Below are 16,538 nucleotides of genomic sequence, written 5' to 3' on the forward strand. Positions count from 1 at the left end.
AAAATAAGAACAAATGTAGGGGCCTGACCCGGAGCCCGCCCATGCCTTATGCCCATTCCGACAAGACTCAACTGACCGCAGACGACGTGCGCGCGCGTCTGAAACTGGAGGGCGGCAAGCAGTTCGTCATGCACACCGAGTTCGCACCGGCTGGCGACCAGCCGACGGCGATTAAAGAGCTGGCAGGTGGTGTGAATGATGGTGAGCGAGATCAGGTCCTGCTGGGTGCGACCGGGACGGGCAAGACCTTCACCATGGCCAAGGTGATTGAAGAAACGCAGCGGCCTGCGATCATCCTGGCGCCAAATAAGACGCTGGCAGCGCAGCTGTACGGGGAATTCAAGGGCTTCTTCCCAGAGAACTCGGTCGAGTATTTCGTTTCCTATTACGACTATTACCAGCCAGAAGCCTATGTGCCGCGGTCGGACACGTACATCGAGAAAGAATCGCAGATCAACGAACAGATCGACCGGATGCGCCACTCGGCCACGCGGGCGCTGCTGGAACGCGATGACGTGATCATCGTCGCCTCGGTCTCGTGCATCTACGGTATCGGTTCGGTCGAGACCTATGGAGCGATGACACAGGATCTGAAGGTGGGTCATGAGTATGACCAGAGGCAGGTGATGGCTGATCTGGTTGCCCAACAGTACCGCCGCAACGATCAGGCTTTCCAGCGCGGGTCCTTCCGGGTGCGTGGCGATTCCCTGGAAATCTGGCCGGCCCACCTTGAGGACCGTGCTTGGAAATTCTCGTTCTTCGGCGAGGAACTGGAAACCATCACCGAGTTCGACCCGCTGACCGGCGAACGCGCGGCAACGATGGAGCAGGTGCGGGTCTATGCGAATTCGCACTACGTCACGCCGAAGCCAACAATGAACCAAGCGATTATCGGGATCAAAAAGGAACTCCGCATCCGGTTGGACCAGCTGGTTGGCGAGGGCAAGCTGCTGGAAGCTCAAAGGCTGGAACAGCGTACGAACTTCGATCTGGAAATGCTTGAGGCCACCGGCGTTTGTAACGGGATCGAGAACTACTCACGCTACCTCACGGGCCGTGCGCCGGGCGAACCGCCGCCAACCCTGTTCGAATTCATTCCGGACAACGCGATTGTCTTCGCGGATGAATCCCATGTCAGCGTCCCGCAGATCGGCGGCATGTACCGTGGCGACTATCGGCGCAAGTTCACGCTGGCCGAACACGGGTTCCGCCTGCCGTCCTGCATGGACAATCGACCTTTGAAGTTCGAGGAATGGGACGCAATGCGCCCGCAATCCGTCTTTGTCTCGGCCACCCCGGCGAAGTGGGAGATCGAACAGACCGGCGGTGTCTTCACCGAACAGGTCATCCGCCCCACCGGCCTCTTGGACCCCGAGGTCGAAATCCGCCCGGTGTCGATGCAGGTGGACGACCTGCTGGACGAGGTGCGCAAGGTGGCCGCCAACGGATTCCGCACGCTGGTGACAACGCTGACCAAACGCATGGCCGAGGACCTGACCGAATACTTGCACGAGCAGGGCATCAAAGTCCGCTACATGCATTCGGATATCGATACGCTGGAACGCATCGAAATCCTGCGCGACCTTCGCTTGGGGGCCTTCGACGTACTGGTCGGCATCAACCTGCTGCGCGAAGGATTGGATATCCCCGAATGCGGGCTGGTCGCCATTCTGGACGCGGATAAAGAGGGTTTCCTGCGCTCGGAAACATCCCTGATTCAGACCATCGGTCGCGCTGCGCGGAACGCAGATGGCCGAGTGATCATGTATGCCGACAAGATCACCGGCTCGATGGAGCGCGCCTTGGGCGAAACCAACCGCCGCCGCGCCAAACAGCTCGCCTATAACGAAGAACACGGCATCACGCCTGAGACCGTGAAGAAGAACGTCGAGGACGTTCTGGCCGGTCTCTACGAAGGCGATGTCGACATGAACCGCGTCACCGCCACGATCGACAAACCGATGCACGGCGCGAATCTCGAGGCGCATCTGGACGGTCTGCGCGAGAAGATGCGCAAAGCCGCCGAGAACCTCGAATTCGAAGAGGCCGCCAATATCCGGGATGAGATCAAACGTCTGGAAGCGGTCGATCTGGCCGTCGCCGACGACCCCATGGCGCGCCAATGGGCGGTCGAGAAAGCCTCGGAAGACGCAGTGAAATCGCGGGGGCGGTCAACGGCTGGCAGGCCGGGGCAGCGGGGTGGGAGTGTGAAGAGACGGAAGCGGTGAGAACTCCCTAGATGGTATTGACGCCATCCGATACAACTATATCTTGCGCATATTTTTTACGCGTTGGAGATTAAAATTTGGAGTTTTTTAAAGACTTGTCAGAAGCGTGGTCACAACGCCTGCGGAGTCCCTTCATTGGATCAATTGCGCTTAGCTTTTTTGCAGTCAACTGGCAACCCGTCTGGTACCTCTTGTTTGCCGACCGACCGGTTCGACAAAAGTTTCTTTATTTTGACGCCAATACATCTCTAGTTTCCCTTGCCGTCATTCCCATTGTTGTAGGCGTAGCGCTAGCACTAGCGACGCCGTGGCTACGGACTCTCGGAACATGGTGGGCACAGGGTCCGAATGGAAAGATGAAAGAGATTCAACACAACGCCGCGCACAAATTGAAGATCTTAGAGATTTCAACAGAACTAGTACGAGTTGAGGCCGAAGCGAACCTTCAGGCAACTCAAGAGAGAGCAAAAATTGACGCAGCTAAACGTCTTGAGGAGGCTGCAACGGTCGGCGGACAGGAACTTAAGGCGGAGCTTGAAGAAGAACGGCGCGTGAACGAACCAGAACTGCCGACGACGACATCCATCGGGAGCGTCTCTAAGTCAGCGCTGGAGTTTTTGAAATATGTTAGTCGCGATAAAAGCGGGGCATTCCGTTTGAGTGATTATGAAGGTAAATACAAGGTAATTATGTCCGGTAAATCTTTTCAGATTCCCAACAGAAAGAAATTCTTAGAGTATAGTGCAGCAATTGCGGAACTGAGAGACATGGGGCTACTCGAGAAGAAAAAAGACGCAATTTCTAGTAAAGGGTATGAGTTGCTAACTGCGATAGATATCGGCGAAGAGCCTGATATCTCCGATTCCGAATAATATGATCAGCAAGCGTAGGATGGGTGCTCGCACCCATCTCCCACCGTGACCATACAACAACCGATAAAACCCTCTCAGATCACGGTGCCAACGTCTTAGAAGTCAAACAGCTCATCCAGAAAGCCGCCGCGTTTCTTCTTTTTACGGTATCCGTGATCTGATCGGTCATCATAACCCCGCTGCGGCGGTGGCGGCGGCGTATGGTCGGCAGAGCGATCGATGATTTTGTCCAGCTCTCCACGGTCCAGCCACACGCCACGACATTGCGGACAATAATCAATCTCGACCCCGCTCCGCTCGGTGATTACCAGCTGAGTTCCATCAATCGGACATTGCATCAGACGCTCTCCTTTTTCTGTCCTGAACAGATGGGAGCGCGCGCAGGGTTTTTCACCCTACTGCGACCGCACGTCCCGCTATGGGCAAAGCTGTAGGGCAGAGTTGGCCCGGTCCCGCGCTGCCCCCTTCAGCATTGGAATTCACAAATTGAGGTTCCAAATGGTTGCCATGACGAACCCTAAGAAATTTTTCAGCAGCTGATGGGTGCATAGACCCATTGTCTCTGTCTTCGAGCCCTCAATGCTGGGTTGGATACTCCCCAAAACGCGATGGAAATGTGCTTAGGGCTCACCTCAAAACGCAGGCGAAACCCAAACGTGAATTGGTCTAACGAGATGCGTGCAACGAGACCGCAGAACGACCCGAGTTTGGACAAAATTCCGCCCAAAATCGTCAATAGCCGCCGCAGTGCAACAGATCGAATACAGATTGGAAATCAATGAAAAAGGCAGCTCTTCTTCTTGCCCTATTGCCAGCAGCCGCAGTTGCTGAGGAGCGGGTGTTTGAATGTGAGGCACCGGATGCGGAACACCCGGAAATGGCCGCTCGGCTTGTGAAGTATGATGGCCAGCAAAAGGGCCACATCACGATCGGGGATATCGACAAGGATGTGGATGTGTTTCCCGGTCTCGACACCCTGACTTATCTGTATGTCGGTGAGGATTACACGCTGAATTATAACGTTCACCCTGAGAAGGGCACGTTTGATTACTCTGCCTCTGGCAGCAAGTCCGGATGGGGCAAGGGAACGTGCGTAGAGACCACGGGCCAATAATGGCGTTCGAATAGAATGGTTTAAGGCGCGGTCGGGACGGCAGTCTGGTCGCGCCTTTGCTTTTGTTCCGAGATCAAGTTCGCACAGCTGATCCAAGCATTTGCAACATAATTACGAGCCAAGGCGGAACTTGGTCGGTGTCATTCCGGTCTGGCCCCTGAAAAAGCGTGTGAAATGGGATTTGTCGGAGTAGCCGAGCATTAGACCGATCTCAGCTATTGTCATTTTGTCTTCTCCGAGGTGTTCCTTGGCGACATCGACACGCAGCCGTTTGATTTCGCGGGGCAGCGTTGTGCCTTGCTGCTGAAGCGCCTTAAGAAACCGTTCCGGCTGTATTCCCAACAATCCAGCCACCACCTCTGGTCCCAAATCGGTTTCATCCAGCTTATCGCGTAAAACAGATCGCAAAGCAGCTACTACGGTTACTTCTTCATCTTGTCGCGGTGAGGCGATGGGCTTGGCAGAGCCCTCAGAGACATGGTGCAAAAACAACCATTCTACAGGGAAACTAATCTGCATTCCGGGATCGGTCCCAAGGCCGACCTCGATCCCTTTGTAATCGATAGGTAGTCCGTTGATGTATCTGCTTTCCCATCGCACACGCGAAGAATCCCAGGCATCTCCGACGACGGTCTGCAATAGGCGTACATAGATTGCGGCACCAAAACCGGTCACCTGAATCGGCGGCACAGTAGGCTCTTGTTGCCTTTCGATTCGATAAGTCGCTTTGTCCGCTTCTACGACAAGGCTGTGTCGCACAGAATTGGATTCCTGCGGTACAAGCCCCACGAAACGGGTAAAGAACTCGAACAGCGTCTTTGTCGATTGCAGGGCCTGAGCGAACGGAGGCCACTCTTGCAGGTCAAACGTCTCCCCTACTTTCAGTCCAAGGTATCGATCCCCTGATACTTCTGAGAAGGCATTTACCAAACCATAGACCAACTCTGAGTGCACGAACACGGCTGGGTCAGACAACAGTTCGGCTTTCAGGCCGACCTGATCCAATGCTGGTTGCGGATTGATCTTACGTTCGGTGAGATATTGCAGGAACGGAGCAGCTAAGGAGAGGCGAATAAAGCCCTCGCTATGCTCTTGAGAGGTGGAGTTGAAAGGCAAGCTCGTCACCCTTGTCTGGATTAGTTTTAAGAAGTGGCCATTTTTTCAATCACATTCGAACATCCTAATTCGAAAGTGGCAACCGAGCCAAGATTTTCCGGACTACAGTTTGCAAAACACGAATATGAAGGGAGTACTTATGTCCGGCCTACGATTGTCCCTTTGCTCGACGGTAATTGTCGCTGCAGCTCTTTCTTTTTCAACGTCCGCGCATGCTCAGGATCAAGAAGAACCTCAAACGTTGTTTACCAACGTGCATGTCTTCGATGGCGTCAATGAACAGCGTATCGAGAATGCCAGCGTATTGGTCGAGGGTAATCTGATTAAGGCCGTATCAACCGAAGCGATCGATGCCCCCAATGCTACGGTCATTGACGGAGAGGGACGGACACTGACCCCCGGGTTTATTGAACTGCACGCGCACCTCATGCTGATGGGGCCGACGTTACCTGCGATGGAGGCCAACACAACGTGGGAGGACTTTGCCATACACGGTGCACGGATGGCCGAGATGTATTTGATGCAGGGCTTCACCACAGTCAGGGATGCGGGTGGCGCCAATGGCGGGTTACGTCGTGCAATTGACGCAGGCCAAATTGACGGCCCGCGTTACTTTCCATCTGGTGCATTTATCGGAACGCGAGGTGGTCACGCTGACTTCGCGAATTTCACTGCACCGCCCGGGTCTGAAACAAACATGAGCAGGCTGAACTTGGCGCAGGAAATTAGCGGTGTTGATGACGTTTACAAGTTCGCACGCAACAATTTCCGCATGGGCGCGACGCAGTTGAAGTTCATGCAATCTGGTGGCGTCGTATCGGCCTTCGATCCGTGGCAGTTGCTGGCTGGATCGCCTGAGGAAATCAAAGCTGCGGTACAGGTGGCAAACGAGTATGGCAGCTATGTCATGGCGCATTCCTATCGGAAGGAAGCAATCCTGAGCGCGCTAGATGCGGGTGTGATGTCGATCGAACATGGCTTCTCGTTTGACTGTGAAATTGCCCAAGTCATGAACGAAAAAGGGGCATACATTACCACCAACCTGACGGCCTTCGATCCCGGATTGCTAGATATTCCGGCAGTGGCAAATGTCCCGTCGAGTCTTGCTAAGGCAAAGTCCGCCTCGGCCACATTTGCGGGCTACATCGACAATATGAAGGAATGCCCGGTGAAGCGAGGGTTCCAGACCGACTGTGTTGGTTCGGTCGAGGCATGCAATATCCAGATTGCCTACGAGAAGCACCTGAACAATGAGTTTTTTGGACCCTACACGTCGATGGTGACGTTGACATCGACGGGTGGTGAGGTGGTCGCTTTGTCAGGTGACTTTATGAACCCGTATACCGCCGGAAAACTGGGCGTTATCGAGGAAGGAGCTTATGCGGATATCCTGCTCATCGATGGTAACCCACTTGAAGACTTCTCGGTTGTTGGCACGGGAGATCAATGGTTCGGTGCCGACCCGAGGCCTGAAAGCCCAGATACGATCCGCCTGATCATGAAGGACGGCGTCATCTACAAAAACACGCTGGATTGACCTGTCTGAACAGCCGGAGAGTATTTATGCGACATTGCTTCCGCTCCATAGTATTCGCAGGGTTGGTTTGGTGTGCTCATCCTGTCATGGCGACGCCAGGAACCGCGTTAGACTGGTCTGACCTGCCTGACCCGTCCGCGCAGGTCTTTGAAAACCCCTATCGCGAACTTAGCGCTGAACAGTTCGACGATGTTCTTTACGTCGTAAGGCTGCGCGGCAGATTGCAGCGGGAATCTGGTAGCAATGAAGAAAGGCAGAAATGGCAAGAGCTTCTGACCGAGACTGAGGATGCCTTGGCGGCAGATGGTATTGATGTCGACTGGCTGCTGGATCAGCGAGAGGTCGTAACGGAACGTCGAAGAAAAGCCGGTACAAATGGAAATCCGCAATTCGACGGTCAAACAATCACCCTCGTGGGCTTTGCCATTCCCGCCCCGAGCGATCCGGATGGGCGACCTGTCGCCTATCTGGTGCCGGAACGCGGGATGTGCAGTCACATGCCTCCACCTCCGCCCAACCAAATGATCCGTGTACGGCTGAACGGCGACTGGACGCCCAGCTATTTCCACGAACCCGTTCGGCTGACGGGCACGCTGACTATCGATCCTTCTGTTCAGAATATGATGGTTGTGGACGGCCTCATGCCTATGAATGCGACTTTCCAGTTAGAGACGGAACGCGTCGAAACTCTGGAAACTGAAGCAGACAGGCTGGAATGGAAGCAGCGCGCCGCCGATCGCATCCGGGCGGCAGGAGATCGCAAGACCGGAGGGGCAAGGGCGTCTGAATGATAAGACTTCTGTTTGCCGCATTGAGTATTGCCTTTGCTGGCGCAGCGTCGGCTCAGGGACTGTCCGGGCCATCTTCGGTTGAAGCTGATCTAGAGCCCGGAGATGGGCTAACCGATCCGCAATACCGTACCGATTTTCCACGCAATATCGCACCAGGTTGGTTTCAGTGGAAAGACCGGCTGGCTGAGGGTGGGTTTCGGTTCAACATTGATTACTTGGCATTGGGCCAATCCACGAATGCTGATCTGGGAACCGGCGAAGCGGCAAGCGGAATTGCGCGTTTTTACGGTAGTTGGCAGGCAACTGAACGCGGCTCTTTGACATTCAAGATCGAAGATCGGCACAGTTACACTGATGTTGCCCCACAGTTTCTTGGGCTGGATGGCGGAGCACTTTCGATCACTGGGACAGCCTTCAACGATAATGGTTTGCTGCTGACCAATCTATTCTGGACGCAAAGGGCCGAGAACGGCGCGTGGACACTGCAAGTCGGGCAGATTGATGTAACGGACTTTGTGGACATTTATGGGTTGGTCAGCCCATACAGCGGTTTCCAGAACCTGTCTTTCAATACCAATCCGACTATTAACACACCCAATCAAGGCCTTGGCATTGCCGGTGGGGTAAAGCTGAGCGAAAACTTCTACGCTGTTGCGAGCATCTCAGACGCAAACGCCGACCCGTCTGATCCAAACTTTGATGTGTTTAGCGATGGCAATCTCTTCAAGTCACTCGAGCTTGGTTACACCTCCGGCTTTGATCGCATCTACTTTGACAATATCCACCTGACCCTTTGGCATGCGGATGCAGCCGACGATGGTAGCCGCCCTGAAGATTATGGGGCTGCCTTCTCAGCGGCTTGGTTTGTTGGCAATAAATGGATGCCATTCTTCAGGGCAGGGGCCTCAAAAGGGACAGCGGCGCTTTATGATCGGTCCGTTTCTGCGGGTCTGGGATATTACGGTCGCAATACCGATCTGGCCGGGCTGGGACTGAACTGGGCCGAGGCAAGGGGCATAGACGGTGATCAGTTCACGCTCGAAGCATTCTATCGTTTTTCAATATCACCCGGGCTGCAGATCACGCCATCACTGCAGTTCATTTCTGACCCGCTGCTGAACCCCACGCAGGATAGCATTATGCTGTTCGGTCTAAGAACCCGGATCGTTTTCTGAGGTGGTTCGAGAGTGGCAACCAAAAAGCAAAGTAGATTGGGAGGTTCGGACATGAAGACCTTGTTAGCCCTAGGTGCCATAGCGATTGCTATTGGGGGCGCATTGAACGCCAGCGAGGAAAGCAAGACTTGGGAAGCGTCAGATGAGGCGAAGCAATTTGTGCAGGACGCAATTGTCCTTGGCATGTTGGCCAGCCCCCACGGCACCGGCTGGACCGAAGACGAGCAGCTTCACACATACTTTGAGCGTGCTCGCGAGAACGGTATCACAGGGCACGAAATGACGCTGGCTGCTGCAGATATGTCTTTCGAAACCTTTCTGGATCAGCATTACCACTTCCGTGCGGCCATGGCGCAGCAACCGGAAAACTACCTGATTGTGAATGAAACCCGCGATATCGAAGCCGCCCATTTACAAGGCAAAACGGCGGTCATCTGGAACAGCCAAACGGCCACGATCCTTGACGGCGACCTTAAGAAGATGGCGGTGCTCAAGGATATGGGGATCAAGAGTATGATCCTGGCCTACAATGACATCTTCCGCACAGGTTCAGGACAATTGGCGGCCTACAACGGGCGCGATATTGGTCTGACCCCTTGGGGGAAGTCGGTCATCGATGAAATGGTGAGGTTCGGTATCCTGCTGGACCTGAGCCATACTGGCTCAAAAACGGCCAATGACGCAATGGACTACATGGATGAGACCTATCCCGGTGTGCCTTATGTTTACACGCACTCTGTCCCTGCTGGTCTTTACGCGAATGAACCGAATGCGACGCTGCGCGGGTGTTATCGTGCCATTCCCGACGACGAGGCGCTGCGCGCGGCCAAATCGGGCGGCTACATTTCTCCGACCTTCACTGAATGGATGATGGACGGCGTCTGGCCTGAAGATATCTCACCCAAGCAGGCCGCTGACATGATCGACTATTACGTCCGACTTGTAGGAGTTGACCATGTCGGAATCGCAACGGATGACATGTTCTCACTTGAACTCGTCGTGCAGTGGGCGACTGACAATGCGAGTATGTACGATGATGGCGGCTACATGATCGACGCGTTCAACAAAGGGGCTACCGGCAACGGCGAACTCGCCAAAATCCTTGCGGCGATAACCGATGACCTTTGGGCGCGGGGCTATTCAAACGAGGACCTTGCAAAGATCTATGGCGGCAACAAGATGCGGGTTTATGCGCAAGTTTGGGAAGGCAAACCACCCGAGCAATTCATGAAAGAATACCCTGAGCGTTTGCGTCTGAGGCAAGAACTTCGTGATGGATTCTATTCGCGGTAACCGTATGGAGCTTGCCTCTACCCTCCCAAAAAATGTGCCGTAAATTCTCGTCCGGTCCCAAAGCGGACGTTTTTACGATCGGTTGCGAATGACCGAGTTTAGCTCTTAGCGGACGGTCGCATGAACGGATTAGCCTAATGTTGCGGCGACCTGAACTGCCGGGCTTTTACAGCAACGACGTAGGTATTTGGTATATTTCACCCCCCGGGAGTATACCAAATTGGCGAAGTGTAAGCGCGTTCTTGTGTTGAGGTCGGCACTTCAGCAGGCAATTCGTCTCCGAACCGAACGGCATCGTAAATTGTCCACCTCGGTGTGGGAATTTCCAGGACGCGGGCGTAGTAGAAAGCCCGCACAGAAGGATCGAATTCAGGGTCCGTCCAAACAGTGATCAGTTCCGGGGATCCTATCGAATTGGTAAACGTACCCGTTGCAACATCCACGGTATTCCCCACCGCCGGTAGGTTGCCGTCCGCATCAGGTTCGCGGTCTCCCGACCATGCCACGTCATAAACCCGCTCTTCAGTGTCGCCGTTGGCATTTAACCAGCCTTTCACAATCTGAATACGGTCGAGATTGCCGGAAAACGGGTCTTTCAGGGCAGCGACCAGGAATGTCGGGGAGTCCGCGCCTTCTGTAGCGGTTGCGAGGTCCCCACCCATCGGAACGCCTTTTTCATATCCGACGTCGGCGGGCAAACGAGATTTTGCATCAGCTTCAGTAAAGTCCCAGCCACCAAAGAAGCGAACCGCGATGCGACTACCAGTCGTCCCATATACTTCTTTCCTCTCCATGGCATCGAATATCGCTTCGCGCGTGTTATCTTCTGCCCAGACTGCAGCGTAACCTGAGGCTGCCATTTCCCACCCAAGAATCCTTGTCGTATCGAACTCGCCAACGACATGCTGCCAACGGCCAGGTTCCGGTTCGACACCGGAGTGTTTGCCAAAGAAATTGTCTTCTTCCGCCGTTGCCAAAGCCGTATGGCTGTCGGTCGAGCCCACTACTCCGAACTTGTATGGATTGGTGCCGAGTTGAGCCTCTAGTTTAAGACCATTCTTCAAAGCCTCACGCGCGTATTCGTACTGAAGCATCCAGTCTTCTTTGGGTGTCGGACCCAGATTTGACTTATCCCAGGTTTCATAGTCCGCGAACTCATCATTCGGGCTGAGAAACGGGTGGGTTTCTCCATCGCCCTTGATCTGGGTGATCTCATACATCGGCTCCCACTTGGCACGCCGCTCTGCGTAATCTTCTGTCAATGGTTCACCCGTTTCAGGGTTGGTCTCGACAGGAAACATCAGGCCATTGGAGACGTTACCGTTGTGGGCAAGGGCCAGCACACGGCCGCCGGTCTCTAGTTCATAAGTTTCCATCCAGTCCCACAAACGTTCGGGATTAAAAGTTTCTGCGGTTGTGAATGGCAGCATCTGCCGTGCGCGAATGGCATCATCTCGGTAGATCACGTTGCGGTGGAGGTTGTTGCCTCCTTCTGTGGACGTCCATTCGTACCCGATGAACGCAGTGAATGCGCCGGGGTCGTTGTGATGATCCGCAGTTTGCGTGAATTCGTCCCAAACGGATTGTACGAACCTGCGATCTGAAACAGCCTCGGGAAGAGCATCACCGGTTATACCCGCAAAGGTTTCTATGACCTCCATTGTTGCACCAAGCGCAACGTCCCCACCAGCGTTGAGGCGCTCGTTCCAGTCTCGAAGCGTTGGGTCTCGCATCAGAGTGGAGTTCCCTGCTACGATTTCATTCATGGCGCCCATGGCGTCCGAGTGATCGGATACGACAAGCCAGTCGAGGGGACGCGATAACTGCACCCGAAGGCCGTGCGACGTAGTGACTTCCTCACCGCGTGCAAATCTATAAGCATCGTCTGGGCTCAGGATGACGCCAAACCCCCGCGCGTCGAGCGAATTTGACGTGTGCAGGTGAGTGTCACCCCACAGAGGTCGTGTAGGAAAGTTTCGACCTGCATAAGGTGAGAAATCAGCAGGCGCGGGTTCACGCATATCATCAACTGATATGGTCATCTCTCCAACTTGCCCACCTTGAGCGGCCTCTTGAGCATGTGAAGAGCTTGTTATGAATGCTGCGGAAACTATTGCTGTTGATGTCGTCAGAAAAAACTTCATTTGAACCTCCCAGCCGAGCTGAATGCCAGCCCATGGCAACATCTGAGCCGGCTGTTCGTCAAGGAAAACAACAGTTTTTCTTAGTTTTGCACAAGGACCCCGGGGGAAGTTCGACCAAAATCGGACCGCAGCTTCGCCCAATTCTTTAACGCTCAGCCGTTGTGAGAAAATACCGCAACGAGTGGGTGTTCTTGACGACTTGTGGCCTGGATCGTCAGACTTGAACCTGTGATCTTGATTGGAGGCGTTGTTATGAAATGGTTGTCGCGAACATTCCTACTGGCCTTATCCCTTCAATTTGCCACGGGAGCTTCAGCTCAAGATAAACCAAACATCGTATTCATATTTCTAGATAATTTTGGTTGGGGTGAACCCGGGTTCAATGGAGGTGGCATAATCCGAGGTACAGCGACCCCCGAGATGGATGCCCTCGCCGCGGAGGGACTGCGACTCACGAACTTCAACGTGGAAAGCCAGTGCACGCCGTCCCGCGCAGCGACCATGACGGGACGATATGGTATCCGGAGCGGCAACCACACGGTCCCACTAGGCGGCGGTGTCTACGGCCTAACTCAGTGGGAACTCACGATGGCCGAGATGCTAAAGGATGTGGGATACAACACGGCCATGTACGGCAAGTGGCACCTTGGCTGGACCGAAGGACGATATCCAACGAATCAAGGATTCGACGAATTTTTCGGAGTTGAGACCACTGACGTTACAGTCTGGCGCACGCTTCCGGGATTTGCTGAAGCCAACTTGGAAGAGCCTGTTGTGATGCAGGGTGTTGCAGGTGAGCCAGCAACCATCGCGCGGGACTACGATCTCGACTATCGCGGCGAGATAGACGGCGACCTGACGAAAAAGGCTATCGAGTTTATCAAAGCGAAGAGTGCCGAAGAAGCGCCGTTTTTTATCTATCTTGCCTATACTCAGACTCACTATCCAAATATCGCGTCCGAGGAATTTGATGGCGCCACCGGTAATGGTGTTTGGGCCGATATTCTGCTTCAAACAGATACCTATGTCGGGCGCATCGTGGATGCGATCGAGGCGGCAGGTGTTTCCGACGACACTGTGGTGATATTTACTGCTGACAATGGCCCCGAAGCTCTCCCGGTTGGAAACGCAAATGTCTCGCCCGTGCCAGCGGTACATGGCACCGCCGGGCCCTGGCGTGGCACTCTGTTCACCAGCCTCGAAGGAAGCATGCGGGTGCCTTTTGCGATCAAGTGGCCGGGTAAGATTCCCGCGGGTTCAGCAAGCAACGATGTTGTCCATTCGATGGACCTCTATCCGACACTTGCGGCATTTGCAGGCGGCAAGGTGCCTGATGACAGGGCCTTTGATGGTATCGACCAGTCGAAGTTCTTTCTTGGTGTCCAGCCAAATTCAAACCGAGAAGGCGTGATCGTTTACATGGGAGAGCAAATATTCGGCGTAAAATGGAAGGATTGGAAAGTTCTTTTCAAAGAGAATACGACGGCTTTTGGTGCAACGGAGTCTTTCGACACACCAAGGGTCTACAATCTATTGAACGATCCACACGAGCGCGAAAGTGTACTTTTCCCTTACACGTGGGCGGTCGAAAAGGCGCTTCCGCAGCTGCAAGAGCACATCGCTACCTTCGAGGAATACCCTCCGATTCCACCGGGAACGCCCGATCCCTACGAACCACCCAAAAACTGAACGGCGTCTTTGTCTGCACACTCGCCTTTAGTCGTCATTAGGTCTAACGACCTTTTTTTGCAGTTCGCGACTTGCTGCAAGAGCGAAGCCCTAAACGGCGATCAAGGTCCGCTCAGGGCTCTCACCACCAGTCCAAGCGCACCACAGTGAATGGCCGTAGCGAGTCCATACTTTCGACTGCCGCAATCCAACCGAATGGCCGCAAACAGTGCTTCAAGGTGGTGAGCGATACCAGCTCTCAATTCAGAATGTCGGCGATTGCCCCTATCAGGTTCAGCACTTCATGTGTTTCACGGTTTACTTCGTAAACATAATCTCCGGCACGCACGTAATATCCGTTGCGCCGTAGTCCCCAACGGCTGGGATCATCAATGCGGACATACCCATCATAGATGTAATCGCCACGTCGATATTTCTTTGCCTGTCCAGGCGGTACGCACGGGATTGCCTTTTTTGCCAAGCCCGGCGGACAATGTCCGGATTTGGATTTCACATGGATCGGCGAGGTGGCGCCGGTTCCGCTAACGTGCCCCGTGCTAAGGCTCCACAAGCTGACACTGGCGTTCGCAAATGACGCGCCTTGCACGGTAAGTGCCACCGCTAGAATCCCAACAATCTTTTTCATTCCCAGCGCCTTTTTCAGCTTCTTAGCCTAGATATGATCTTGAATGGGCCTTAGCGAGTTCATAAGCGAAGAGTCGCTTTCCGATGCAGCAGTTTGTTCACGAGCTGAAATCATCGGCTGCGATTGTCATCGCAAATTCAACTAAAGCATCAAAACGGGATGTTCTTCCTCCATCTGGTCGCCCGCCTATTCGTTTGTCTTTATTTCGCGAACAACATTAACTGAACGTGAACAATGTATTCTCAGAGTGTTCAAACAGTCTCAGGCATAGTGACGGTGTTGGATCAATAGGGACGTTGTTCCGTTTGATCGCTGACAAGGGGAAACGCATGATCAAGTCTGCCTTTGTGACTGAAGAGTCCAGCACAACAGCTGTGATGCAAACCTCCGGCAAAATCGCCGAAGAACGTTTGCCAACCACGACCAAATCGAGCAGTGGTCGCTTCCCTCCTATCGAAAATGCATTAACACAGATCGTCAAAAACAAGCGGCTTTCCGAGGCACATAACAACGTCTGAAGGCAGTTCAGCAGACCCCCACACAATTCCCGGTATTCGTCCTAGATATTGGAATTGAAAACTAAATCCCGCTCCAGTTATGGGGCGGGGTTTCTTTCTTATGCCTTTGGGAAAAAGGGCGTAGCCCTTGATTTGCAAAAGTATCCGGCCAGCCGCTACCCATTCTGTGAAGCCTTTGGCCGACCCGGGTTTCAGTACTTCCGTGAGTGGTCAGTACTGAGGGTTGATTGACGCAGAGAGTCGTTGTCTTTCGTTACAGACCCAACAGCACCTTTACCTCGTGTTCAACGGCGTCGGTCACGGGCTTGTTTGCGGCGGCTTCCAGTGCTTCCCGTTCGGTCAATTCCTGTTCCTCGACCTGGTCAGCCAGTTCTTGCACCTGTTCAGTCGCTTCTTCGTATTCAACGGCAGCCTGTCGTTCATCGTTCAGGTCCTGCGCTGCTTCGATCGAAGAGTCCAAATCAGCGCGGGCTTCATCCAATTGCTCCTCAATCTCTGGGTCCGTCCCGCCTGCGTCTTCCAGCGCTTGTTCGAGATCCTCGACGCGTTCCTGGTTTTCCTGGACTTCACCCAACGCGGCTTCCAGGTCTTCTTCAATCTCAGGAACAGTCCGCTCCGGCGGCTCCAAGCCAGCGAGCTCTTCCAATTGTTCCTCAAGCTCTTCGCGCAAGGGTTCTCCGGCCAACACGGTATCTCGATAATTGGCAATTCGGCCTACGCGGGAATTGGGCGCTGCATTTTCTAATGCAGTTGCGCTGGCGTTGGCGGCATTGAGCGCCCCTAACTCAGACGGGTGGGCACCAAGAAGTGCCGCCATCTTGTTCCCCTTTTCCCTGACCGCTGGGCGAATGGACTCTTCGACAATTACTGTTTTCGAAGGCTTCTTGTACGTCCTGGGCTTTTGTTTGCTACCGCTGGTGGTCGAGCGTTTTCCAGATGTGGCAACCGTTCTCGACTTGCCTTTGCCGCTAAAGATATCCTTCAAGGAAAAACGACCGCCCTTGCCCAAAGCAGAGCGCGAAGATTTTGTCTTGGATTTACCGGTGTTTCGGCCACCAAGACTTTTGTCGGCACCTTTCTTTCCGCCTTTGTTACCGGCGAAACTGTGGTCACCACGATCTCCGCTGGCAGAGTTACCTTTGCCACCGCTATTGCCTTTTCCGCCGCCGTTGCCTCCACCGTTTCCTTTATCGCCGCCTTTGCCGTTGCCTCCACCGTTACCCTTTCCACCGCCATTGCCTTTGCCCTCCTTTGCAAATGCAATATCCGGCACCGCAACGGTGGCTACGATGGCTGTAGATCCCAACAACGCGATTGCCAGGGTCGATGCTTTTAGCAGTCTCAAACTGGTGATTTTCATATCGACCTCCTCGGTGGAAATCAGCGGGTATCAGTTTTCTGAAACAACTCGCTATGTTCAATAGTCTCGATTCACG

Annotated in this window: 14 protein-coding genes; 9 read left to right on the forward strand and 5 right to left on the reverse strand. The window is 53.9% G+C overall.

Features of this window, described 5'->3' with window-relative positions:
- Positions 1-41: 41 nt before the first annotated feature.
- Together uvrB and ACR0BT_RS14525 are read left to right on the forward strand one after the other, a co-directional pair.
- On the forward strand, positions 42-2,228 hold the full coding sequence (uvrB, locus tag ACR0BT_RS14520; protein ID WP_170626124.1) for an excinuclease ABC subunit UvrB: 2,187 nt from the start codon (positions 42-44) through the stop codon (positions 2,226-2,228).
- Positions 2,229-2,305: 77 nt separating this feature from the next.
- The gene (locus tag ACR0BT_RS14525) at positions 2,306-3,100 is read left to right on the forward strand and encodes a hypothetical protein (RefSeq protein WP_170626123.1); all 795 of its coding nucleotides are present in this window, start codon (positions 2,306-2,308) and stop codon (positions 3,098-3,100) included.
- Positions 3,101-3,195: 95 nt separating this feature from the next.
- Here ACR0BT_RS14525 and ACR0BT_RS14530 read toward each other — a convergent pair whose 3' ends face one another.
- The gene (locus tag ACR0BT_RS14530) at positions 3,196-3,438 is read right to left on the reverse strand and encodes a TFIIB-type zinc ribbon-containing protein (RefSeq protein ID WP_170408258.1); all 243 of its coding nucleotides are present in this window, start codon (positions 3,436-3,438) and stop codon (positions 3,196-3,198) included.
- A gap of 440 nt (positions 3,439-3,878) precedes the next feature.
- On the opposite strand from ACR0BT_RS14530, the gene ACR0BT_RS14535 reads away from it, so the two are divergent.
- Positions 3,879-4,214 carry a hypothetical protein gene (locus ACR0BT_RS14535; RefSeq protein ID WP_170514092.1) on the forward strand — a complete coding sequence of 112 codons (336 nt, stop codon included), beginning with the start codon at positions 3,879-3,881 and terminating at the stop codon, positions 4,212-4,214.
- Between the two features lie 111 nt (positions 4,215-4,325).
- Here the strand turns inward: ACR0BT_RS14535 and ACR0BT_RS14540 are convergent, their stop codons facing one another.
- Entirely contained in the window at positions 4,326-5,330 is a 1,005-nt protein-coding gene (locus ACR0BT_RS14540; RefSeq protein WP_170395978.1) for an AraC family transcriptional regulator, read from the reverse strand.
- A 124-nt stretch (positions 5,331-5,454) separates the two neighbouring features.
- On the opposite strand from ACR0BT_RS14540, the gene ACR0BT_RS14545 reads away from it, so the two are divergent.
- From ACR0BT_RS14545 to ACR0BT_RS14560, 4 genes are all read left to right on the forward strand, one after another.
- Positions 5,455-6,867: an amidohydrolase family protein gene (locus ACR0BT_RS14545; RefSeq protein WP_480439322.1), complete on the forward strand. Its 1,413-nt coding sequence runs from the start codon at positions 5,455-5,457 to the stop codon at positions 6,865-6,867.
- Between the two features lie 86 nt (positions 6,868-6,953).
- On the forward strand, positions 6,954-7,658 hold the full coding sequence (locus ACR0BT_RS14550) for a DUF3299 domain-containing protein (RefSeq protein WP_480763469.1): 705 nt from the start codon (positions 6,954-6,956) through the stop codon (positions 7,656-7,658).
- On the forward strand, positions 7,655-8,833 hold the full coding sequence (locus ACR0BT_RS14555; RefSeq protein ID WP_170612993.1) for a carbohydrate porin: 1,179 nt from the start codon (positions 7,655-7,657) through the stop codon (positions 8,831-8,833). The genes ACR0BT_RS14550 and ACR0BT_RS14555 overlap by 4 nt, the downstream gene beginning before the upstream one ends.
- A 51-nt stretch (positions 8,834-8,884) precedes the next feature.
- Complete coding sequence (locus ACR0BT_RS14560; protein ID WP_170626120.1) at positions 8,885-10,126, forward strand: dipeptidase; 1,242 nt, start codon at positions 8,885-8,887, stop codon at positions 10,124-10,126.
- Positions 10,127-10,323: 197 nt separating this feature from the next.
- Here the strand turns inward: ACR0BT_RS14560 and ACR0BT_RS14565 are convergent, their stop codons facing one another.
- The gene (locus ACR0BT_RS14565) at positions 10,324-12,168 is read right to left on the reverse strand and encodes a DUF3604 domain-containing protein (protein WP_480459909.1); all 1,845 of its coding nucleotides are present in this window, start codon (positions 12,166-12,168) and stop codon (positions 10,324-10,326) included.
- A gap of 354 nt (positions 12,169-12,522) precedes the next feature.
- On the opposite strand from ACR0BT_RS14565, the gene ACR0BT_RS14570 reads away from it, so the two are divergent.
- Positions 12,523-13,959 (forward strand): arylsulfatase, encoded by a 1,437-nt coding sequence (locus ACR0BT_RS14570; protein ID WP_170818673.1) that lies wholly within the window; start codon positions 12,523-12,525, stop codon positions 13,957-13,959.
- Between the two features lie 238 nt (positions 13,960-14,197).
- Here the strand turns inward: ACR0BT_RS14570 and ACR0BT_RS14575 are convergent, their stop codons facing one another.
- A complete protein-coding gene (locus tag ACR0BT_RS14575) occupies positions 14,198-14,584 on the reverse strand; it encodes an excinuclease ABC subunit A (RefSeq protein WP_255612012.1) in 387 nt (128 codons plus the stop codon).
- A gap of 329 nt (positions 14,585-14,913) precedes the next feature.
- Here ACR0BT_RS14575 and ACR0BT_RS14580 point away from each other — a divergent pair, with 329 nt between their 5' ends.
- Positions 14,914-15,102: a hypothetical protein gene (locus ACR0BT_RS14580; protein ID WP_170424798.1), complete on the forward strand. Its 189-nt coding sequence runs from the start codon at positions 14,914-14,916 to the stop codon at positions 15,100-15,102.
- Positions 15,103-15,355: 253 nt separating this feature from the next.
- Here ACR0BT_RS14580 and ACR0BT_RS14585 read toward each other — a convergent pair whose 3' ends face one another.
- Entirely contained in the window at positions 15,356-16,462 is a 1,107-nt protein-coding gene (locus tag ACR0BT_RS14585) for a hypothetical protein (protein ID WP_480763470.1), read from the reverse strand.
- Positions 16,463-16,538 lie beyond the last annotated feature (76 nt).

The organism is Ruegeria sp. CJ6 (assembly GCF_056536665.1).